This window comes from Arthrobacter sp. LAR12-1-1.1 (assembly GCF_040676555.1).
Classification (GTDB): domain Bacteria; phylum Actinomycetota; class Actinomycetes; order Actinomycetales; family Micrococcaceae; genus Arthrobacter.
The window spans coordinates 1-20,402 of the sequence record NZ_JBEGIG010000017.1 but is presented as its reverse complement, the minus strand read 5'-3'; the positions used below and the strand labels follow the sequence as shown (position 1 = coordinate 20,402).

Below are 20,402 nucleotides of genomic sequence, written 5' to 3'. Positions count from 1 at the left end.
CGTTAGTCCTTAGGCCAGTCGGTTTTCGATGAGGAAGTCGGCGAGCTTCTCGCCGGCATCACCCTCGTCAATGATCTTGACGCCCGCCGCGTGCGGGGGCTTTTCTGCAACGGTCAGCATGATCGAACGCGCCGCGTCCGGGTTGTCGGCCGTGACCCCGAGGTCTGCGAGGGTCAGCACCTCAACGGGCTTCTTCTTCGCGGCCATAATTCCTTTGAAGTTCGGGAAGCGCGGCCCGGGAAGCGCCTCGGTAATGGAAATCACCGCCGGCAGGGTCGCCGATACCTGCTGCACGCCGGATTCAACGGGCCTGGAGCCGGACACCGCGCCGTCGCTGATCTGTACGGAGCTGAGGCCGGTAGCAAGCGGCACGTCAAGCAATTCTGCGAGCATCGCGGGAATCATGCCGCCGGATCCATCGGTGGAGACGTTGCCGGTGATCACAAGGTCAAACTCAACGCGACGGATCGCTGCCGCGAGGGTTTCGGCGGTAAGTCCAAGATCCGCACCCCGGAGCGCCTCGTCGGAGATGTGGGTGGCGCTGCCCGCTCCCATCGCCAGCCCCTTGCGTATCGTTGCCGTCGCTCCCTCGGGGGCGAGGGAGAGGACTGCGACCTCAGTGCCCTCGTTCGCGTCGGCGTACGTCAATGCCAGCTCCAAGGCCCGCTCACCGATCTCATCAATGACTGTCTCGCTGGCTTCTCGATCGGCGAGGCCTGTTTCAAGGTTCAGTTTTCGGTCCCCGTACGTGTCGGGGACCTCCTTTACTAGGACGATAATCTTCATCGATGGTTCTTCCTGTGGCGGGCTTGTCTCTATAGAGGAGACGTGTCGGATCTCCATTGAGTCTACGAAAGTGGCGCCCTTCCTGTCGGACAGAGCCCGTGTCGCGAGTTGCGGTGTCTGCTCTTCGTCCTAGGCGGTGCTCATGCCGGAGGTGATCAGAGCCATGACGTTCGAGTCGGCGACGGCCATGGCATCAGGGACTTCGCGGTTCTCCGCCGCCGACGACATCCTCGCGTTTTTCCCGCACACGCAGGGAGAGGCGCCGAAGGAAGAAAAAAGAAACTCCGATTGGTGCGTAACCTTTCGGGGTTCCCCAGCGATTACGGCTTTGTAAGCGCCGCCGGAGCTTGGACCCCCACCAGGCATCCGGCCGGCCTTCCGCTGTAAGTGCTGGTCGGCGCCTGCCCCCAAGATGCGCCGGCCAGCCTTTACGCAACCAAAGGATGGAGGTTTCTTGTGAAGAGTGTTAGCAAGACCGCCGCGTGCTGACCATGCAGGGAAACCAGCTCCGTGCCAGGCTCCGCATGGACGCCCCGTTCGGCACCGACCCGCTGGCCTACGCCCGGACGCCGGTCGGCTACGCCGACGAAAACAGCTCAAATATCCCGCGATCCTACTCCGATCACGTCGCCGCACTGCGCACCGAACGGGCCACCGCAGGGATTCCGTTGCGGGACGCGTGGATGGTGACCTCCGAAGTCTGGATGAACTACCTCTGCACCAACCCGCTGTGCTGTTCTGAGCAGCCCCTGGACGCGATCACCGCCAGCACCGGAAACGCCGCCGTGATCTACGCCGGAAGCAACGTCAGCGGATTCACGGAACCGGCACCGTTCACCGGGGACGCGGGAACCCGCGAAGCCATCGCGGCCTACCGCCCCGATGGATGGCCTGAAGGGCTGGAGAACAGTCGCGACGCGTGGGCCCAGGTGCTGGGGAACCCCGCCACCCTGACCGCCCGGATCGCGCAGGAACTGGCAGGAGCATTCCAGCACCCCACCGCTCGAGACTGCCTGATGACTGACGTCATCACCAGTGCACCGGATCAGTTCACGGCCGTCATGCTTGGAGTGTTCCCTGCCCGCCCGGACTGGGCACGCGTGGATACCGCCCAGGAAGTCGCGTTCGAACTCATGAAGGCAACCCCCGAAGGACAGCGTGCCCCGATGCTGTGCCTGATCGGCTGGCTGGAATGGCTCAAAGGCAAGTCCAGCTTCGCCGCCCGGTACTTCAAGCTGGCACTGGACGACGCCACCGACTACCGCCTCGCCTTGCTGCTGGCCGAACTCGTGAACCGCGGACTCGTCGCTGACTGCGCGCGGAACCCGGAAAAGTCCTACGCCCGCCCAAGAACCGCTAACCGGAGGAACTGAGGCCGGGTCCTCACATCAGGGTCCGGCCTTACTCGTCGGAATCCTCCCCAGGTGCGCGGCGGCCTCCGCCACGCCGCTGCGCCGGCCTCCGCCACGCCGCTGCGCCGGCCGCCGGTAACGCTGACGCAGCCCCAACACCGGCGAATGCGCAGGAACTCCCGCTAGGGTTAAGGACCCCGCCGTCCGACACCCAGGCAAGGAAACCCAGCTGTGGCCGATGAGATCCGCATGACCGAGGAAGACACCGTCGCCCCTGGCGCCAGCCAGCTCGAGGACGTGCTGGAGCTGAGCCTGCTGACAGCAGGCCCGTCCGCCGGCCCGGCGGACTTTCGCGTAGAAGACCACCGGCTCGAGGAGCCGTAACCCCTGCAGCATCGACGCGGCACCCCAGATATCCTTTTCCCAGGGTGAAGCGTGGCCGGCGTCCCCGCCCTGCTACCCGTCGCGCCCGCCGGGTCAGTCGGCCGGGGCGCCGGACTTCGCAGGAACCAGGTTGATGGGGAGCATGAACGCTGCCACGAGCCCAACGAGTCCCAACACGGCGAGGGTGATCATCGCGAGACCGTACGACCACGTGATGAGGATCGTCCCCGCCACGGCAGTGCCGAGCGATGAGCCCAGGTTCGACACGCTGCGCGACAGGCCGGAGATCTCGCCCTGCAGCTCATCGGGGAAGCTCGACTGGACCAGGTTGACGGACGGGGTTAGCATCGCGCCCACTCCCAGCCCGATCAGCAGAAGCCCGGGGGCGAAGGCCCACGCGGTCGGATTCCCGTTCACCATGGCGACGAGCAAGGCGATCCCGCACAGCGTGACGATGAAGCCGACGATGACCAGGGTGCGTTGCTTGTGCCTCCTCGCGAGCCGCTCGGCAGCGATTGACGAGACCAGGATGCCGGCGGTGGCCGCCGTAAAGATCACCCCGGTCTCGATCGCGTTGTACCCTCGCACGACTTGGAGGTACGCCGACACGACGAATGAGGTCCCCAGCAGGAGGAGCCATTGCACGTTCTGCGTGATGAGACCGAGATTCGATGTTCGATTCCGGAAGAGCCCGGTGGACAGCAGCGGCTCCTCACCCTTGCGCTCCTTGGCGCGCACGTGGATGAAGAACCAGAGCAGCAGCAGCGCGCCGGCAGCCATGAAGACCGCCATCAGCAGCAGGTCGTTGTCCGCCAGCATGATGCCGGTGACGAGGACCACCAGCCCCGCGGCGGAGAGCACAGCCCCCATGGAGTCGAACGGCTTGCTCGGATCCGCGGGCACCGGGTCCTGAACCGCGCGGCGGCTGAGCAAGATGATGATCACGATGATCAGCGCCTGGAAGATGAAAGCCGCCCGCCAGCTGATCGCGGTGCTGATGAGCCCGCCGATCAGCGGCCCCGCGGCCGCCCCGATTCCGCCCATGCCGCTGATCACTCCGAAGGCCTTAGCCCGGGAGGTCACGTCCGTGAACAGCATGGTCGTCAGAATGTAGACGGGTGGGATCAGCAGTGCCGTCCCGACACCTTCCAGGATCGAGTTGCCGATGATCAGCACGATCAAGTTCGGCGCCACCGCACTTGTCACCGCCCCGACCCCGTACAGCGAGAGTCCGATGATAAATAGTCTCTTGCGACCCCAGAGATCGGTCAGCTTGCCGCCCGGAATCATCAGCGCGGCCATGACCAGCAAGAAGATCGTGATGGCCGTCTGGATTCCCTCGACGGTTGTGTTCAGATCCTCGCTCATGTCATTGATCATCACGTTCATGTTCGAGCCCGCGAAGCTGCAGATGAACTGCGCCAGGGCGAGCGGCACCAGCACCCTGCCCAGCTCCTGTTTCGTCCGGCCTATGACGACGTTTCCGGCCATTTCGAGCTCCTTTCGAGGTGGCGCGATGCCCTCCGACGGCGGATCGCTGGAGTGCGGGGGTGACCGTCGTTCGTCTCGCCGGGACGGCACACGGCGGTCGCCCGGGGCCCCGTCAGTCGTGGTCAGCGTGTTCTGGCGATGGGTCGAGGCGGAGCAAATGCCATTGCCATGCGTCAAGTCCGACGAACAGCCCGTCGACGAGATCGTCGCCGGCGCGGTCGAAACTCATGTCTTGGGTCGGGTCGGTGAGCTGCCACCGGTTACCACGCAGGTCCGGCCACGGTACTCTCACGTGACCTGTTGCTGGCGCATCGCTCAGATTCACGACGATCAGCCACCGGGTGGCACCGTCCCAGCTCCAGGCGACCAGGTGTTCGAAGCTGTTCTCGCCTGGCCACCCCGACCGTTCACACGGTTGCCAGTGCCCGTGCCGAAAGGTCGGGTCGGCGGCAGCCGCTAAGAGCCGGCGGTAGAAGGCTGCGAGCTGGTCATCGGCCGGTTCGGTGGGGAAACGGCCGAGGAACACCGGAAGGCGTACCCTCCACCCCGACAGCTGGCCGTGGTGGATGAGCCGGGCCCCAGTCTGGGTCAGTGCCGTCACCGCCGCCGCCCGTGCGCGGCCGGCCCCGAACGCCGTCGCGGCCCGTGGCTCGTCGTGATTCTCCACGAACCGGACAAGGGCGTCCTGATACGTGCGCTCGGCCTGCAGGTGGAGCCGCACCTCGTCGGGATTATCGCCGAGAAGGCGGTCATACAAACGCTTGTCGTAGCAGTAATCGAAGCCCTGCTGCATCAGGGACCACTCAAGATTCCAATAGGCCTCGGCGAGGAACACGAAACCGGGATTGGTTTCACGGACGGCGGCGATCAGCGTTGGCCAGTACTCTGTGCTCGGCGCAGGACCGACCCGGGCACCCCAGGTGCGGGCGAAAACGTCGTTCATGACCAGCATTGCCATGTCGCACCGCACCCCGTCGCACTGATCGGCGATCGATTTCACCGTCTCCACCGCCGCCGACCGCAGGGCCGGGTCGAAGGCGTTGAGCTGAACGACATCCGGCCACGCCGGGAAGTAGGGGTCCCGCCCGTTGGCGAGCACCCGGCCGCCGACCTCGACGAAGGATGACGGATCCAGGTCCCGGTCCGCGGCAGTTCCCGGTACGAAGAGCTCGGGCGCCCCCGTGGTCCACGGATGATCCGGTGCGACATGGTTGGGCACGAAGTCCAGGATCAGCCGGAGGCCCCGCGCCGCCAGCGCCTCCCGGGCGGTGGAAAGCCCGGCAGGGCCACCCAGGCGGTCATCGACCACATAGTCCCTGACGCAGTACGGCGACCCGACGACGTCCTCGGCACGCCAATCGGGCAGAGCGGCCTGGAAATCGGACCGCAGGGCTGGATTTGCCAGTGCGATCCCGATGCCGGCGGGGCTGCGACGCCAGACCCCCATCAACCAGACCGCATCGAAGCCCAGTCCGGCAATCGCGTCCCAGTGCAGGTTCGGGACGGAGCCCAGATCGATTGGTTTGTCTTCTTCCACGCTGATGGATTCGAGCCATGCCCATGTGTTGATCTCGTAGATAAAGGGGTGGGCGACCGGTGGCGAGAGCCCCGGTGGTCGGGCCGCCGCCGTCTCGTCCATTACAGCGCCCTCGCCGAACATGGCTCTCCGGACACGGGCCGGGTCCTTAGTCTCGCTGGACATGGGTTCCCGGTTCCGTTTCCGGCGGTCCTGCCGCGGTGGTTGGGTCCGCGTTGTCCTGGAACACCATCCGGTCGCTATGGCGGGGTGGGTCGAGAAGAAGATCCGCGACCAGAGCCGTCCACCCGGTCTGGTGCATGGCGCCGAGTCCGGCCCCGTTGTCGCCGTGGAAGTACTCGTAGAACAGCAGGTTGTCCTTCCACGCGGGATCGCTCTGCAACAGATCGACGCCACCATAGACCGGCCTGCGTCCGTCCGGCCCGGGGAGCCAGATGCCCACCAGCCGATCGGCGAGGTCACCGGCAATCTCTCGTAGGGTCAGGTGGTGACCGGAGCGGGTGGGATATTCGACGGTGAAGTCGGGACCGAAGAACTGGTCGTACTGCAGCAAGGCACGGATGATGAGGTAGTTGACCGGCAACCACACCGGTCCTCGCCAGTTGGAATTGCCGCCGTACATCGCGGTCCGCGATTCGGCCGGTTCGTACTGGATTGCAGCGGTGGGCAGCCCTGGAACCGTGTATGGAGTGTTGTGCCGCTTGGAGATCGATCGCAGGCCGTGGGGAGAGAGGAAGGCCTCCTCGTCGAACAAGGTGCCGAACAGCCGGGCGAGTTTGTCCCTCGGGACGACCGACAGCAGCGTTCGCCGGGAGTTTCCGGTGCCACGGACCTGCCAGTCGAGGATCTCGTGCCGATCGGTCTGTTCCAACCGGAGGGCGAACCGCTTCCGGAGCCGGCGGTTCCGGTCCGTGTCCTGGGTGGGGAGCGCGACCGCGGGCAGCGCCGGGATCAACCCGACGAGGGTCTGTACCTTGATCGGGATGCTGACCCCGGAGGGGTCGGTGAGCCGGTCGTAGAAGAAACCGTCCTCGGTGTCATAGCAGCCTGAATCCTCCAGTGCGTCCATGATCAGCACGGTCTGTTCAAGGAATTTCACGACCATGTCCTCATAGGCGGCGTCGTGTTCGGCGAGTTTGGTGGCAAGGGTGAGCATAGCCACGGAGTAGTACGCCATCCACGCGGTGCCGTCGGCCTGGTCCAGCTTGAAGCCGGGCGGGAGGTGCGAGCGGTCGATCGGGCTGATGTTGTCCAAACCCAAAAAGCCGCCACCAAACAGGTTGTTTCCGTCCGGGTCCTGCCGGTTGAGCCACCAAGTGAAATTCAGCAGCAGCTTGTGGAACACCCGTTTCAGGAAGTCCAAGTCAGTGCCGCCGTCGATGACGAACACCCGGAGGGCGGCCAGCGCATGGACGGGTGGATTGACGTCGTCGAAGCTCCACTCATATGCCGGGAGCGCCCCGTTCGGATGCTGGAACCACTCCCGAAGGAGCACCAGCAGCTGGTATTTGGCGAACGCGGGATCCAGGTGGGCCCAGGTGACGGCGTGAAACGCCAGGTCCCAGGCCGCGAACCACGGGTACTCCCATGGGTCGGGCATGGCAAGCACGTCGAACGAGTCCAGGTGCCGCCACCCCGTGTTCCGGCCGTTACGATGCCCGGCCGGCGGGACCGGTTGGGCGGCGTCGCCATCCAACCACCGGTTGACCCGATACGGGTACATTTGCTTGCTCCAGACGAGCCCCGCGCAGGACTGGCGCATCACCCGCATCGGCTCGGCGCCGATCTCAGCGGGGGCGATCGCCGCATAGAACTCGTCCGCTTCCCGCTCCCGGTCTGTCATGACGTCATCGAAGTAAGAGTCGAACCACCGGGTAGGGGGCGCGGTTTGGTCCGGGACCGGCCGGTGCAGCCGCAGTCGCAGCTCGACCCGCCCCCCGCCCGGCACAGTCACCTGATACCACCAGGCTGCCTTCGTACCCTGATGTTGCGGATTCACGGTGTCCGCGCCGGAGACCACGTGGTCGTTGATGCCGTCCTTCGGATAGGCGGTGACCGGAGGCGCCCCGAACAGTCGGGCCGTATTCGTCTCGTTGTCGCAGAACAACGCCGTCGGCCGCACTCCCTCCTTGGTGGGAGCGGCATCGAGCCGGTAGCCGGACAGCCGTGGGTGCTCGACCGCGACCCCGTCCCCGTCCAGGAACAACGACGGCGCCTCACCGCCCGAGACCCGCCACGTGTTGCGGAACCACATGGTAGGCAACACCGAAAGCGCTGCTTCCTCGGGAGAGTGGTTCTCGATGGTGATCCGGGCAAGTACCTCGGTCGGTGAGGCCTTCGCATACGCGACATCCACGGACCAGTACCGGCCGCCTTCGAAGACACCGGTATCCAGCAACTCGAACTCGGGTTCGTCCCGGGAACGACGGGCGTTCTCCTCGATAAGCTGCTGATAGGGAAACGCTGCCTGCGGGTAGTGATACCGCCACCGCAGCCATGCATGGCTGGGCAAAGCATCCGGGTACCACCAGTATTCCTTGACGTCCTCCCCGTGGTTGCCCTGCGGACCAGTCAGCCCGAACATCCGCTCCTTCAGGATCGGATCCGCCCCGTTCCACAGCGCCAACCCCAAGCACAGGTCATGGTGAACATCGGACAGCCCTGCCATGCCGTCCTCGTTCCAACGGAACGCACGGGACCGGGCATGATCATGCGGAAAATACTCCCACGCGTCACCACTGTCGCTGTAGTCCTCCCGAACCGTGCCCCAGGCCCGCTCCGACAGGTACGGCCCCCACTCGTACCAGGGATTTGCCGTGATCAGGTCATCCTCCGCCGCACCCGTGGCCTCGGCCAGCCGGGCATGTTCCGCGGTCACACCCCGAGGTTCCGCGGTCGGCGTCGTCGTGTCGTCGGTCATGGGGGTCCTCCCAAGGAAGCGGTGCCGGCCGAACCTCTCAAGACATGCCCGGATGGCGGCCCACGACGTGGTCCACCGACCCTCTGCGACGTCATGCGCCGCGCCGGGTGTGCCCTCTGGCATGACGATAGCAGGCGGCGCACCGCCCTCGTTGCCCCGGAGCAACAATTCACCTGCCGTTCACGTCGACCCCGTCTGGTCCGCCGGGAGGGGACTGTTTCGATGGCGCCGGCCGCCGTAGGCTATGGGCATCCATCACACCGAGGAGGCACTCATGCGCACGGCACATCCCACAGTGCAGGCCGATCAGGTACGGCATCTTTCAGAGAACCTCATTTCTCAGCTCACGAAGGGGAGAGAATGGGCCACTCCCGGGGTCGAGGCGGCATTGCAAAAGGCGATCGCGGGGCTCGATACCGGGATTGAATCCGCGTCCCCGAGGATCCAGGCCGGTCTGCGGCGGCTCGCTGACGAGCTCGCCGGCGGAGTGGAAACTCTGGCTCCCCGTGTCCACGAGGGTCTGAAGCGGGTCGCACCTAATGTTGCCCCGGCACCCGCCCGGGCTAAATCGCGGCGGACAGCGTCCGGGAAAGCCTGGTTGATCGCCGGGGCGGTGGCCGTCGCGGTGACCGCGGGACTCGCGGCCTGGCACTTTTTTGGGCCGGCCGATGAGGAGCCGGTGCCATCCGTGAATGCGCAGCGTACCAGCGGCGCGAACCCCGACGCGGATGCCGGTCCCGCAGAGACCCGGACCTGAAGCAATCAGGACTCCGGGCGGGCCACGGCTGGCAAGGGGGCCGACGCTCAGTCCAGGGGCAGCGTTATCGTCACACAGGTTCCTGCGGCGGCGGATGAATCGATGATCACCTCTCCGCCAGCAAGGCCCACGGCCACGCGCATGAGGCGCAGTCCCATGCCCGTGTGCCGGCCAATCATGGCTGCCGGCACGTCGAAACCACCGCCGTCGTCGGTCACTTTCAGCTGAACGCCGTGGCTCATGCCGTGGGTGACGCAACCGAGCCGGACCGTCACCGTTGATGCTTGCGCGAATTTATAGACATTGCTGAGGAGCTCCTGCGCCGCCCGGTACAGAAGAGTTGCGGACTGTCGGTCTACTTCCATCCGGTGGCGCGGAGTCTCCAGATGCACCACGATGCCGCGTTTGCGGAGGGGAAGGGTCAGGCGGTCAATTGCGCCGGTTAGCCCAAGAGCATGGAAATCGACCGGGTGTGTATCAGTAAGGACGCCACGTACAGCGACGACGTCATCGCTTAGTAGTGATTTCATGTTCTTACTGTGCGCCCGCGTCGTTGGCATTTTCCGGAGCCGCGCCGAGGGCAGCGTGAGGTCCCGCAGTCGTCAGCTTTGTGTGCGGTGATTCATCCGGGTGACTGACGATTTGATGGAAGCTGAAATCCGATCCTCCATTGCGCGAACGCCGCCTACCGCCGCCGGACCCATCTGTTGCCTGGCCCGGTTCACCGCGTCGCGGACTTCGCGACGCACTACCCGTTCATTCTGGCTCGACGACTTTTCTCTCGTTTCCCTTGCTAGATCGAGCAGAGCGTGCGGAGCGTAGTGATTGACGCTCATGTCCGTGAGGAGGGGTAACTGCACTCGCAGATCCTGCTCGATGGCAGTGCGAAGGGGACCCAGTCGAAGCAATTGAGTGAGGAAATCCGGACTCAATACCGGCGACGGCGGCGCCTGGGGGCCAAGGCGTTCCCGTAGGTGGTCCTTCATTTTCATTGCTGTTCCATCGAACGTCAGCCACCATGCAAGGTAGCCCATGGGTGATGGTCCAATCGTCCGTCGATACTCGATGACGCCGACTGAGTTTTCAACGTCGTGGGCAACCAGGCGGGACCGCGTCCCTCGGTCGGCTCCGTAGTCACCTCGTTGACGCCTTCTCTCGTGAGTCTCATTCCATAGTTCCTGGACTACGCCCCTAAGTTCCATCGATGCGGCATCAGAGTACTCCAGGAGATTTTTGGTCTCGATAGAGAATTCGTCGGCAAGGTAGTCGCTGACGTCCTGCAACGGCTGTTCGCGTCCACAGATGTCCCTTTGCCAGTCCAAGAATTCATTCTCTGGCCGGCCCGAGAGCACGAAGGCCGAGTAGAGGAAGGGGACTCTTCCGGTCCAAATCGTCGTTCTGTTGTGGCCATACGCAACGGCCAGGTTGAGGTGTCTTTCAACTTCTTCCACGACTCCTTCCGTTACGAATAGGAGCAATCCGGCGTCTACCGCTGCTCGCATCAGAACCGTAAAGTGGCGCTCCTCCGGATCGTCTACCAGGCTCTCTCCGATAAGCGGCAGGATCGCGGTGGTGTCCATCCATATGTCGCCTTCACTGAAGACGTTAAGCATGACTTTCTGGACGTCCGGGGTCTGTTTCAGGAACGCGAAAAGAGTGTATGCATCAGCCAGCCGCCGAAGATGGGACTGCGTTTGAGGCGAAGGTTGCTCCAATACATGCATAATGGCCGCGGCCGCGGCATCAGAACTGAGCCCGCTGATGCCGCCATTTGCTGTAATTCTGTCTGCTATGGCGACAGGGCTGAGTTGGAACGGTTCTCCTGTTTCCACGGCTTCGGCAAAAGACTCACCTCGTTCCAAAAGTGTTTCTTCCAACACCGTTCGTAGTTGCCGGGAAATCTCCGTCAACTGTGTTTCGTTCAGTGCCTTCGGTGCTTCGAGGGCTCGAACCGCCACAGTGAGTTTCGCATCCAGAACAGCTTCATCAAGAAGGAACGTGGCTGTCTGATCATTTATCCTCTTGGCCTCCTCAAAACTGAGATGGTAAGTGTCCTCAGATCCGGAAGCTGATTTGTGCTGTTTGACGGGCCCCTTCCGGGACAGGCGGTTCAATGCGCTCAGGGTCAGGGCATCGACCTGCCCTCGCTTCCCCACGGGCATGCGCAGGGCGACGCCGTCCTGGATTTCGCTCAGGCTGAGCCTGCTATCTGTGCTCGAATCGTGAAGCGCCGCCAAGACCAATGAATCGAAGCAGCTCTTGGTAAGACTCTGATCGGTTGCCTGATCCACGCCGTCGAGTGCCAAGTGCAGCACCGCGACCTTGCTCTCATCCGCGGTCAAGGTCGATATTCTGTCGATGACCCCTCGTTTGGACAGAAGCGGATCGACAAATCTCTTGGCCAGCTCTTCACTTGCCACTCGTCGTTGAGGATAGGACTCCTCACGCTCCACAAACCACGACCGGTCCCGGATATCTACGGTTATGTTCCGGTCACGGCGAGACTCTTCCCTGAGTTCATCAGCAGCCGGACCAATCACCTGGTTGGTCACGTAGATCATGGTACTGACCGAAGGGAGATTCCTCTTGAGCGTGTCCAACGTGCTCGCAATTTTCGTCTTCCAACTCGCAGTGACAGAGTACTGAAATGCGACTTTTGGCACACCGTCAACCGTGAATATTTCGGCGTCTCTGCCCTTGTCTCCGTTCGGTGCTGCCATCGTCCGCAGGGCGGGATATTCGACGGCTAAGAACTCCGACGCGAACTGTTCAAATACCTCCCAATCTCCAGGGCCAATACGTTCCAGGGCGAGGGACAATCGCGGGTTCGGCATGATCGAATCATAACCACCACAATCATTCCTTGAGCAGAGCGGCTGGGTTCGAAGACGACAACTCTTCCGCTCCGCGCTCCGCAATGAGCCGAGTCAGAATCCCCGTGGCGGTTTTGCGCTGCTTCCGCGGCGCCGTCGTGTCCTCGATGACTATTGCCTCTAACGCCGCCAGGCGCGTGGTGCTACCCGCTGGTTCGGCTACAGGAAGCCGCCGAAATAGATAATCCCTGCTTACGTAAACGCGCACCCCCGGTTGGCTGTTTTGGTCAAAACTTCCCCTCGGAATCACCTGTCACAGGCGTCGTTGACTTTCATGTCTCCTGCGAGGACGATGTCGAGTGTAAGTCGATGATGGGGGGAATAACTCCGAGTCTGACCTGCCGAGAATACGCATGTTTGTCGATTATTCCCGCGCTAGATTTTGACTCTGCAGTGGAATATCGCTATTCGCGAAGCTCATGCTTCTGCATCTGTTTAATCAACTCCGAATCTGGGGATCAACGGAGAGAAAAATGTCTAAAATTACTTTTAAGCCGGTTGCAGACGCACCCGGGGTTTTTATATCTGAACCTACAGAATCCTGCCAGGGATATCGATTTCGTGCAATGGTGCACGGTCAAACAGCACTATTAACAGCAGACGGAAAGACGCCGGATCTCGTGGTCTCAAGGACGAAGAACCCTGGGTTTGACGTACTTGCGTTCAGTCTGTCAGGCATATGGGACGCGGCCGAGGACCTGGCCAGCCGCGCTTGGGACAAAATTAGCGATGTTCTGACTGATGACGGCGGCGGCGGTGCTCGCATACCAGTGAGCTCGGACGAAGCCGAAATCGTCACGACGACCCGGGCACCGGCACCGTTTAGTCCGCAAATCTAGACGCTCCGATTCAGTCACGTTTGGACCTGAGAAAAAGGACCGGGTGCAGGCCGCTAGCCGTGGCCTGCACTTGGCCAAACTGGGACCTGGAAAATCACCCAGGCGCGGGCATCGCTGGCAAAGTACACGCAGAACCGCACGGTCCATCGCTTCGAAACCCAGCCGCCTCACCGAACCAATGACACCACGATGCCTTGACGTGACACCACTGTGGTGTCACTATGGTGGCATGGAACTTGGACAGTACGTCAGCGACCTGCAGCGCCAGCTAGTGGATACCGCGGAGAACGGCACGGAGGACACTCGCGCCGTCGCGGAGCGGCTCGCCGCCGGACTGGATGCCGCGGTGCGGCTCGTGCTACTCGACGTCCTGTCGGCCGCGGCCGGCGAGATCACCCGCGACCTCGCACCCGGATCGGTTGACATGCGGCTGCGCGGACGCGACATCGAGTTCGTAGTTACCCCGCCGAACGCCGAGCCCGACAGTGACGAGCGGCCCGCCGCAACCGTCGACCTCGAGGACGCGAGCACCTCGCGCACCACGCTCCGCCTGCCGGATGCCCTCAAGGCGCGGGTGGACGAGGCGGCGGCGGCTGACGGCATGTCCGTCAACACCTGGCTGGTCCGTGCGATTGCGGCCGCTATCCAACCGAAGCAACGACGATCCACGCAGCGCACGCTGCGCACCGGCGACAACTTTGCGGGCTGGGCGCGCTAACCCGCTCAACCACCCACCTTCACCATTTCCCGGCCACGCGGACCCGCGGGGCCATATCAACACGCGTAGAGAAAGGGAGGCGTCAGTATGCCCACCTACAACACCCCCGGCCCAATCGACCTCGCCATCAACCTGCAGGTCGGCGCAATCGATGTCTTCGCCAGCGACCGCGCCGACACGGTGGTGACCGTGTTGCCGACGAACCCCGAGAAGGCGGTCGACCGCCGAGGCGCGGAGGAGACCAGGGTCGACGTCGATGGCCAGCGGCTCACCATCACGGGCCCGCGGCCCCGCCTCAGCTGGATCGGCCCATCCGAGTCGGTCGATGTGAAAGTCGAGCTGCCGACGGGGTCGCGGCTCGCCGCCGAGATCGCGGTCGGCGGCCTGCGTACCGTCGGCCGCCTCGGCGCCACCCGGATCAAGAGCTCGCTTGGCCCCGTGGATGTCGACACCACCGGCGACCTGTGGCTGCGCGCCTCGCACGGCAACGCGACCGTGGGCACCGCAGAAGGCGGGGTCGAGATCACGGCCGACCACGGTCAGATCCGGATCGGCACGGTCACCGGCGACGCGATCCTCAAGGCCTCGCATGGCACCATCCAGGTCGGGGATTCCGGCGGCGACCTCGACGCGAAGCTCTCCTACGGCGACCTCGAGATCCCAAGGGCACGCGGCTCCGTTACGGCGAAGACCGCTTACGGCAGCATCCAGCTGGGAGAGGTCTCAAGCGGTTCCATCCAAGTCGAAAGCGGCTTCGGCCAGGTCACCATCGGCGTGCGGCCCGGCGTTCCCGCCTGGCTCGACCTGTCCTCGAAGGCAGGGCACGTGCGCAACGAGCTCGACGGCGACGGCGCCCCCGACGCGTCGGAACAGACGGTCGAAATACGTGCACGCACGCAGCACGGCAACATCAGCATCCATCGCGCGCGGTGAATCCGGGCACCCAACAGAAGGGAACGACACTCATGAACACGCCAGCGATCGCAGTCCACGGGCTGCGGAAGTCCTACGGCGGAAAGGTGGTGCTCGACAACGTCGACCTCACCGTCAACGCCGGCACCGTCACCGCGCTGCTCGGCCCGAACGGCGCCGGGAAGACGACCACTGTGCACATCCTGTCCACGCTCGTGCGGCCCGACGGCGGCACAGCGTTCGTCAACGGATGCGACGTCGTGCGCGACCACGACGGCGTGCGCGCCGCGATCGGCCTCACCGGCCAGTTCTCCGCGGTGGACAAACTGCTCACCGGCGAGGAGAACCTCCTGCTGATGGCGCGGCTGCGCCACCTTGGGGCGAAGCGCTCGAAGACCCGGGTGGTCGAGCTGCTCGAGCAGTTCGACCTCGTCGACGCCGCCCGCAAGCCGCTCGCCACCTACTCCGGCGGGATGCAGCGCCGCCTCGACCTCGCGATGACCCTCGTCGCGACACCGAGCGTGATCTTCCTCGACGAGCCCACCACCGGCCTGGACCCGCGCAGCCGCCACACCATGTGGGACATCGTGCGCAGCCTCGTCGCGGACGGCACCACCGTCCTACTCACCACCCAGTACCTCGACGAAGCGGACGAACTCGCGGACCGCATTGCGGTGCTCGACGGCGGCCGCATCGTCGCCGAGGGGACGCCGGACGAGCTCAAGCGCCTGGTGCCCGGCGGGCACATCCGGCTCCGGTTCGCGGATGCCGCGGCGCTCGACACCGCCTCCCGCCTGCTTGACGAGTCCGATCGCGACGACGCCGGGCTCGCGCTCACCGTGCCGAGCGACGGCGGGGTCGGCGCGCTGCTCACCGTGCTGGACCGCCTCGATGCGGCCGACGTCGAGGTCGACGACCTCAGCATCCACACCCCGGACCTCGATGACGTGTTCTTCGCGCTCACCGGCCGGGCCGACCTGAAGGGAACAGCATCATGACCACCATCACCGCCCAGCGCAAGACGGCCCCGGGCACCAGCCGACAATCGCACGTCGTCGCCGACTCGATCACGATGCTGCACCGCAACCTGCTGCACATGGTGCGCTACCCGGGCCTGTCGGTGTTCACCATCGTGGGGCCGGTCGTGATCCTGCTGTTCTTCGTGTTCGTGTTCGGCGGCACACTCGGTGCCGGCCTGCCCGGGGCGGATCCGGCCGGCGGGCGGGAAGCGTACGTCGCGTACATCATGCCGGGCATCCTGCTGCTGACCATCGCGGGCAGCGCCGGCGGCACCGCGACGACGGTCGCGATGGACATGACCGAGGGCATCACGGCGCGGTTCCGCACGATGGCGATCTCGCGGGCTGCGGTGCTCGCCGGGCACGTGCTCGGCAACACCATCCAGGCGATCATCGCCGTCGCGCTCGTGCTCGGCGTCGGACTGCTGATCGGCTTCCGCCCGACGGCCGGAGCGGTCGAGTGGTTCGCCGCCGCCGGTCTGCTGGTGCTGATCGCGTACGCGATCAGCTGGCTCGGCGTCGCCATGGGCATGCAGGCGAAGTCGGTCGAGACAGCCAGCAATTGGCCCCTCGTGCTGACCTTCCTGCCGTTCCTCAGCAGCGGTTTCGTGCCGACCGAGTCGATGCCGGAGTGGCTGCAGTGGTTCGCGCAGTACCAGCCGTTCACGCCGTTCATCGAGGCCATCCGCGGGCTGCTGCTCGGCACCCCGCTCGGTTGGAGCCCGGCGCTCGCGGTCGGATGGTGCGTGGTGATCGTGGTCGCCGGGTACGCCTGGTCGATGGCGATCTACGAGCGGAAGTCGGTGCGCTGAGCCCAGGTCCCACCGGATTACAGCCGGCGGCCGCGAGTCCATCGCGGCCGCCGGTTCTGTTCACACGTGGAGGCCGGCAGCTTGTTGCGGCGTCAAGGGAGCTGATGGAAGCTATGCCTTTGTGGTCTGATAATGCTTTGCCCGTTCGTCGAGAACGGCGGTTGCCATGACTAGGCGCCCGGGTAGCGGAACCAATGCCTCACGGAGCCAGAGCGCGTCCATGTAGGCATGGAACCGGTCTGGATTGACATGTAGTTCCTCGGCTACGGCCAACACCTGATTGTGAGCCGTAAGGTAACGTGCCGACGACATGCGGTTCCGTCGCCGGTGCAGCTCCAAGCGCACGTCCATATTGGCCAGATCGAGGGCCGCCTCGGCTTGGGCTCCTTTGTCAAGATCCAGCAATCCGAGCGGGGACCGGCCGTCGACTGCGATGATCTGCTTGCCGTGCAGGTCTCCATGGGACCACACCAGCGGATCCGGGGCCGACCGAAGCAAATTCGTCGTCACATCCTCTGCCGCGGCCCGCAGGGCACTTCCTTGAGGCGACATTTCCGGCACGTTTTCGAAGTGGCGCAGCCAGCGGTTCACGGATCGCCACAGATCCGCTGCTTTCACCTCTGCTGAGCGGAGCGGCAGGCTGTTCAGAACGCTGCGTGCGGCGCTGCCGTGCGGGGCGCTCAGCTGAGCGACCCACGAGCGCGACCATTTCTCCCATGCCCACGCGAACGATTCGTCGCTGGCCGTGGAGTCGTTCTCGCCCAACTCGTTCAGGGTCGGTCCCGGGACGGTGCTGAAAACGATGACATCATCGGAGCTGCGAAGGATCCTGGGGGTCGTGAAGGTACCGGCGGCGTCCAGGAGAATGTCCACGTGTGCGCAGCGTTCGGCGGATGCGATGGCCTGCCCTGGCCGGAAGATCTTGATGTAACGGCCCTCCGCCCGGACCACCGCCCGTCTGTGGGGCCGATACGCGATGAGTTCGCCTTGCTGCGCTTCCGCCCGCAAAGCGGGCAGTTCAGGATCGTCCAGCGGCACGAGTTCAAAGCGCCCGTGGCGCAGATAGGCTCCACGGAGGGCGGGGGTCCGGCCCTGGCTGAGGACCTCCAGCACGTAGTCTCCTGGTCTCTTATCGAACCAGGCCCGGCAGACGCACCAGGTTGTGCCCGTAGCTTCGTCGGCGTATTGCGGGGCGGGCAGGTACCAACTCATGGGATCAGCTCCAGCGGTGGAAGTGCCACTTGAGATTGTCAGCTTGAACTAAGACCATGAAGTCCAGATGAAGGGCGCATTAAGGAACCCTCATGTAGGGCCGCCGTCGGATCGCCCTGGCCGCGCCGCAGCCGTACCCGACCTCGCGGCCCTCGCCGCTGCGACGTTTGCGCTGGTCCGGCGTTGTGGAATCTCCTCAGAGTCGATCGCGGACCTCGCTGCGGTGCACCTCAGCAATGTCTTACGTGCGGCCGGCTGATACCGGAGGGTCACTGGGGACGAAGGCGGGAATCGTCAGCCTCCCATTCATCTCGGGTGATCGCGTACTCGACGTAGCCGTGCTCTTCTCCCGGAACGGACCCCGGCCAGTCGCCGACGAAAGCCCGCACGAGGCGCATCCCGGATTTCTCCATCACCCTTCGGGAGGCCGTGTTGGCTGCCATGGCCGAGGCTACAACCCGTTGCACCCCGAACTCGGTGAAGCCTTTAGCGATCAGTGCCCGCGATCCCTCTGTCGCGTGGCCCTTTCCCCAGGCCGCGCGGCGCAGCCGGTAGCCCAGTTCCGGCTGATCTTGTGGATCGTCGGGGCTTGGCCGGAAGTGGAACCAGCCAAGGAATTCCCCGGTCGTCTTCTCGAGCGCGGCCCAGAACCCGTAGCCGGGAAAGCGCCGGTAGTAGTCGAGGAAGGCCGGGAGGAAGTCGCCTTCTATTTCGCCCCGGGAGGTGGGGATACCGCCGGTGATGTACCGCATCACGCCCGGATCGCTGTCCAGTTCCACGAGTAGCTCCGCATCGTCGGCGGTGAACTGCCGGAGCAGAAGGCGTTCCGTCTCCAGAAAGGTGAGCATGCAGACATTCTCGCACCGGGGGAAGATCCGCCACGCCGGTCGGGGCGGTCGGGGCAGTTCTTCTCTGGGACATCACCACCGATACCGGGAACTACACCGTCTGGGATTCCCGGCAGTGCGGTCAAGAGCCATCTAGCGCCACCCGTAGGATTCCAACGTGCGAAGCAGAGGGGCGCGGCTGTTCTTCAGCAGGTCGACGGGGCGGGAGCCGGCAAGGTCCCGGGACGGAGTGACCATCCAGACCGTGAAGTAGTTGTGCGGGATCTGCAGCTCCAGCGCACGCTGAAAGAGCTCAACGACCGGCGGGCGGAGCTGGCCGCCGGGGAGGAACTGGAATCCGGGGCAGAAGGTGCCGTCGTCGATGAAGACCCGGACCAGCTGCTGCATCACCGGCTCCGGGTCTTCCATGAGCTCGGAGAGGCGGCGGCGGACCTGGTCCAGGGCCGGCAGCGTGAATTCTTTTCTGATCCCCTCCCATGTTTGATCGCTGATTCGTTGACAGTTAGTTGGCACTGTTGCCTAGCTGCCGTCACTGACGTGTTCCAGGAACCACCCGGGGGAGGGCTGTTCACGGCGCAGAGTGACGGTCCGCAGCGGGGAGTTGGAGCCGAGGCGGACCTGCACGCGCCAGTATTCGACGCTGACCAGGCCGCCGCTGCCCACGGCGGCAGTGCGCCCGGTGTCCTGCCGGGAGTCGCTTTCGAACCAGTGCTGGGACTCCGTGCCGGGATCGACAACCCAGATCCGTCCGTCGTGCCGGATGGCAAGGGGTTTGCCCGCCGGGTCGGTGCGGACCTGCAGGTCGTGGGTCTGGGTGGGGGCAACGGGCGCGAGGGTCATGTGGGTGTTCTTTCGTGGTGCGGCGGTGCGGGCGTGTGTTGGGTTCAGGCGGCTTTGACGAGGGGGAGTTCGTCCCAGTGGGTGGTGTAGCGGGGGGAGAGCAGGTCCCGTTTCATGGTCCAGTCCGGCCCGCCCCGGATTCCGGCGTGGCCGAGGCCGATGGAGCCGCGGCCGTACCGGCGGGTCACATCTTCCAGGAGGGTTCCGACGCGGCGTTCCTCGTGCGGGTTTTCGAACAGGGCCAGGGGTGCCTGGTCGCCGGTGGGCCGCAGGTCGGTGACCATGATGCCGGCCCTGGCGTACCTGATCCCCTCGTGGATGTGGGGGAGGAGCGCGTGGGCAGCCCCTGTCAGCAGGACCGGGTCCGCGGTGGGCATCGGCAGCGGCACGCAGACCGAGGGGTAGGAGGTGTCTCTCGGGTTGAAGTGTGAGGTGCCGGCGAACGCGGTGAGGACTTTGGCCTGCAGTCCGTGTTTGGCCAGCCGCGCCGAGGCCTGTTGGCCGTAGACGGAGAGGACCTGCCGCAGCCCTGCCGCGGTGGTGATGGGGGTGGCGAAGGAACGGGAGAAGATGAGCTGGTCCCGCCCGATCCGTTCTTCCTCCATCGGGATGCACGCGGTGCCCTGCAGTTCCAGGACGGTGCGCATCATGACCACGGAGAACCGGTCCCTGACCATGACCGGGTCGGCCCGGGACAGATCCAGGATGGACTGGATGCCCAGGGCGTTGAGCCGTTTGGTCAGCCGCGTGGCGACACCCCAGATCTCAATCACGGACAGGCGGCGCATCAGTGATTCCCTGTCTGCGGCGGCCACGGAGTCCCAGTGGCAGACGCCGGCGAAGGCCGGGTTGTTCTTGGCCCATTTGTTGGCCAGTTTCGCCAGGGTCTTGGTCCCGGCGATCCCGACGCAGACCGGTACCCCGACGTTGCGGCGCACGGCGGTCTTCATGGTCCGGCCGAGAGCCAGGAGTTCCTCCGGGGTGCCTTTGACGCCGAGGAAGGCCTCGTCGATGCTGTAGACCTCCAGCCAGGCGGAGTACCGGCCGAGCAGTTCCATGACCCGGGCGCTGATGTCCCCGTAGAGCTCATAGTTGCTGGAGA

At 64.6% G+C, this 20,402-nt stretch carries 19 protein-coding genes; 8 read left to right on the top strand and 11 right to left on the bottom strand.

Annotated elements, in window-relative coordinates:
• Nucleotides 1-9 precede the first annotated feature (9 nt).
• A complete protein-coding gene (locus MRBLAR12_RS12130; RefSeq protein WP_229992107.1) occupies nt 10-786 on the bottom strand; it encodes an electron transfer flavoprotein subunit beta/FixA family protein in 777 nt (258 codons plus the stop codon).
• A 491-nt stretch (nt 787-1,277) separates the two neighbouring features.
• Here MRBLAR12_RS12130 and MRBLAR12_RS12125 point away from each other — a divergent pair, with 491 nt between their 5' ends.
• Nucleotides 1,278-2,159, top strand: coding sequence for a DUF4192 family protein (locus MRBLAR12_RS12125; protein WP_364746353.1), 882 nt, complete (start codon nt 1,278-1,280; stop codon nt 2,157-2,159).
• Nucleotides 2,160-2,369: 210 nt separating this feature from the next.
• Nucleotides 2,370-2,522: a hypothetical protein gene (locus tag MRBLAR12_RS12120; RefSeq protein WP_229992015.1), complete on the top strand. Its 153-nt coding sequence runs from the start codon at nt 2,370-2,372 to the stop codon at nt 2,520-2,522.
• Between the two features lie 93 nt (nt 2,523-2,615).
• Here the strand turns inward: MRBLAR12_RS12120 and MRBLAR12_RS12115 are convergent, their stop codons facing one another.
• The 3 genes from MRBLAR12_RS12115 to MRBLAR12_RS12105 all read right to left on the bottom strand — a co-directional run bounded on the left by MRBLAR12_RS12115 (nt 2,616) and on the right by MRBLAR12_RS12105 (nt 8,470).
• The gene (locus MRBLAR12_RS12115) at nt 2,616-4,013 is read right to left on the bottom strand and encodes an MFS transporter (protein ID WP_364746318.1); all 1,398 of its coding nucleotides are present in this window, start codon (nt 4,011-4,013) and stop codon (nt 2,616-2,618) included.
• A gap of 112 nt (nt 4,014-4,125) precedes the next feature.
• On the bottom strand, nt 4,126-5,652 hold the full coding sequence (locus MRBLAR12_RS12110; protein ID WP_364746315.1) for an alpha-amylase family glycosyl hydrolase: 1,527 nt from the start codon (nt 5,650-5,652) through the stop codon (nt 4,126-4,128).
• Between the two features lie 46 nt (nt 5,653-5,698).
• A complete protein-coding gene (locus MRBLAR12_RS12105; RefSeq protein ID WP_364746312.1) occupies nt 5,699-8,470 on the bottom strand; it encodes an MGH1-like glycoside hydrolase domain-containing protein in 2,772 nt (923 codons plus the stop codon).
• Between the two features lie 274 nt (nt 8,471-8,744).
• Between MRBLAR12_RS12105 and MRBLAR12_RS12100 the strand changes: the two genes are divergently transcribed.
• Nucleotides 8,745-9,227 carry a hypothetical protein gene (locus tag MRBLAR12_RS12100; protein ID WP_364746309.1) on the top strand — a complete coding sequence of 161 codons (483 nt, stop codon included), beginning with the start codon at nt 8,745-8,747 and terminating at the stop codon, nt 9,225-9,227.
• A gap of 47 nt (nt 9,228-9,274) precedes the next feature.
• Here MRBLAR12_RS12100 and MRBLAR12_RS12095 read toward each other — a convergent pair whose 3' ends face one another.
• Entirely contained in the window at nt 9,275-9,757 is a 483-nt protein-coding gene (locus MRBLAR12_RS12095; protein ID WP_229992009.1) for a sensor histidine kinase, read from the bottom strand.
• Nucleotides 9,758-9,829: 72 nt separating this feature from the next.
• A complete protein-coding gene (locus MRBLAR12_RS12090; RefSeq protein ID WP_364746306.1) occupies nt 9,830-12,061 on the bottom strand; it encodes a hypothetical protein in 2,232 nt (743 codons plus the stop codon).
• 512 nt (nt 12,062-12,573) lie between these two features.
• Here MRBLAR12_RS12090 and MRBLAR12_RS12085 point away from each other — a divergent pair.
• The 5 genes from MRBLAR12_RS12085 (at nt 12,574) to MRBLAR12_RS12065 (ending at nt 16,400) form a co-directional block, all read left to right on the top strand.
• Complete coding sequence (locus MRBLAR12_RS12085; RefSeq protein WP_229992006.1) at nt 12,574-12,939, top strand: hypothetical protein; 366 nt, start codon at nt 12,574-12,576, stop codon at nt 12,937-12,939.
• Nucleotides 12,940-13,168: 229 nt separating this feature from the next.
• Nucleotides 13,169-13,657 carry a toxin-antitoxin system HicB family antitoxin gene (locus MRBLAR12_RS12080; RefSeq protein WP_229992005.1) on the top strand — a complete coding sequence of 163 codons (489 nt, stop codon included), beginning with the start codon at nt 13,169-13,171 and terminating at the stop codon, nt 13,655-13,657.
• A gap of 87 nt (nt 13,658-13,744) precedes the next feature.
• A complete protein-coding gene (locus MRBLAR12_RS12075; protein WP_229992003.1) occupies nt 13,745-14,590 on the top strand; it encodes a DUF4097 family beta strand repeat-containing protein in 846 nt (281 codons plus the stop codon).
• A gap of 32 nt (nt 14,591-14,622) precedes the next feature.
• Nucleotides 14,623-15,567 (top strand): ATP-binding cassette domain-containing protein, encoded by a 945-nt coding sequence (locus MRBLAR12_RS12070; protein ID WP_364746302.1) that lies wholly within the window; start codon nt 14,623-14,625, stop codon nt 15,565-15,567.
• Nucleotides 15,564-16,400 carry an ABC transporter permease gene (locus MRBLAR12_RS12065; RefSeq protein ID WP_229992001.1) on the top strand — a complete coding sequence of 279 codons (837 nt, stop codon included), beginning with the start codon at nt 15,564-15,566 and terminating at the stop codon, nt 16,398-16,400. Before MRBLAR12_RS12070 ends, MRBLAR12_RS12065 begins: the two co-directional genes overlap by 4 nt.
• 111 nt (nt 16,401-16,511) lie before the next feature.
• On the opposite strand, the gene MRBLAR12_RS12060 is transcribed toward MRBLAR12_RS12065, so the two are convergent.
• The 5 genes from MRBLAR12_RS12060 to MRBLAR12_RS12040 all read right to left on the bottom strand — a co-directional run.
• Nucleotides 16,512-17,612, bottom strand: a complete 1,101-nt coding sequence (locus MRBLAR12_RS12060) for a hypothetical protein (RefSeq protein ID WP_364746299.1) — start codon at nt 17,610-17,612, stop codon at nt 16,512-16,514.
• A gap of 269 nt (nt 17,613-17,881) precedes the next feature.
• On the bottom strand, nt 17,882-18,460 hold the full coding sequence (locus MRBLAR12_RS12055) for a GNAT family N-acetyltransferase (RefSeq protein WP_364746296.1): 579 nt from the start codon (nt 18,458-18,460) through the stop codon (nt 17,882-17,884).
• A 132-nt stretch (nt 18,461-18,592) separates the two neighbouring features.
• Nucleotides 18,593-18,973, bottom strand: a complete 381-nt coding sequence (locus MRBLAR12_RS12050; protein ID WP_364746293.1) for a hypothetical protein — start codon at nt 18,971-18,973, stop codon at nt 18,593-18,595.
• Between the two features lie 6 nt (nt 18,974-18,979).
• On the bottom strand, nt 18,980-19,300 hold the full coding sequence (locus tag MRBLAR12_RS12045; protein WP_229991997.1) for a hypothetical protein: 321 nt from the start codon (nt 19,298-19,300) through the stop codon (nt 18,980-18,982).
• 44 nt (nt 19,301-19,344) lie between these two features.
• Nucleotides 19,345-20,402: DUF4113 domain-containing protein (locus MRBLAR12_RS12040; protein WP_364746290.1), on the bottom strand; the 1,058-nt coding region annotated here is incomplete at its 5' end.

Coding starts and splice junctions, on each gene's coding strand:
- MRBLAR12_RS12075 (WP_229992003.1), top strand. CDS start 13,745: ATGCCCACCTACAACACCCCCGGCCCAATCGACCTCGCCATCAACCTG.
- MRBLAR12_RS12055 (WP_364746296.1), bottom strand. CDS start 18,460: ATGCTCACCTTTCTGGAGACGGAACGCCTTCTGCTCCGGCAGTTCACC.
- MRBLAR12_RS12095 (WP_229992009.1), bottom strand. CDS start 9,757: ATGAAATCACTACTAAGCGATGACGTCGTCGCTGTACGTGGCGTCCTT.
- MRBLAR12_RS12085 (WP_229992006.1), top strand. CDS start 12,574: ATGTCTAAAATTACTTTTAAGCCGGTTGCAGACGCACCCGGGGTTTTT.
- MRBLAR12_RS12130 (WP_229992107.1), bottom strand. CDS start 786: ATGAAGATTATCGTCCTAGTAAAGGAGGTCCCCGACACGTACGGGGAC.
- MRBLAR12_RS12115 (WP_364746318.1), bottom strand. CDS start 4,013: ATGGCCGGAAACGTCGTCATAGGCCGGACGAAACAGGAGCTGGGCAGG.
- MRBLAR12_RS12090 (WP_364746306.1), bottom strand. CDS start 12,061: ATGCCGAACCCGCGATTGTCCCTCGCCCTGGAACGTATTGGCCCTGGA.
- MRBLAR12_RS12125 (WP_364746353.1), top strand. CDS start 1,278: ATGCAGGGAAACCAGCTCCGTGCCAGGCTCCGCATGGACGCCCCGTTC.
- MRBLAR12_RS12060 (WP_364746299.1), bottom strand. CDS start 17,612: ATGAGTTGGTACCTGCCCGCCCCGCAATACGCCGACGAAGCTACGGGC.
- MRBLAR12_RS12045 (WP_229991997.1), bottom strand. CDS start 19,300: ATGACCCTCGCGCCCGTTGCCCCCACCCAGACCCACGACCTGCAGGTC.
- MRBLAR12_RS12105 (WP_364746312.1), bottom strand. CDS start 8,470: ATGACCGACGACACGACGACGCCGACCGCGGAACCTCGGGGTGTGACC.
- MRBLAR12_RS12110 (WP_364746315.1), bottom strand. CDS start 5,652: ATGGACGAGACGGCGGCGGCCCGACCACCGGGGCTCTCGCCACCGGTC.
- MRBLAR12_RS12080 (WP_229992005.1), top strand. CDS start 13,169: ATGGAACTTGGACAGTACGTCAGCGACCTGCAGCGCCAGCTAGTGGAT.
- MRBLAR12_RS12070 (WP_364746302.1), top strand. CDS start 14,623: ATGAACACGCCAGCGATCGCAGTCCACGGGCTGCGGAAGTCCTACGGC.
- MRBLAR12_RS12100 (WP_364746309.1), top strand. CDS start 8,745: ATGCGCACGGCACATCCCACAGTGCAGGCCGATCAGGTACGGCATCTT.
- MRBLAR12_RS12065 (WP_229992001.1), top strand. CDS start 15,564: ATGACCACCATCACCGCCCAGCGCAAGACGGCCCCGGGCACCAGCCGA.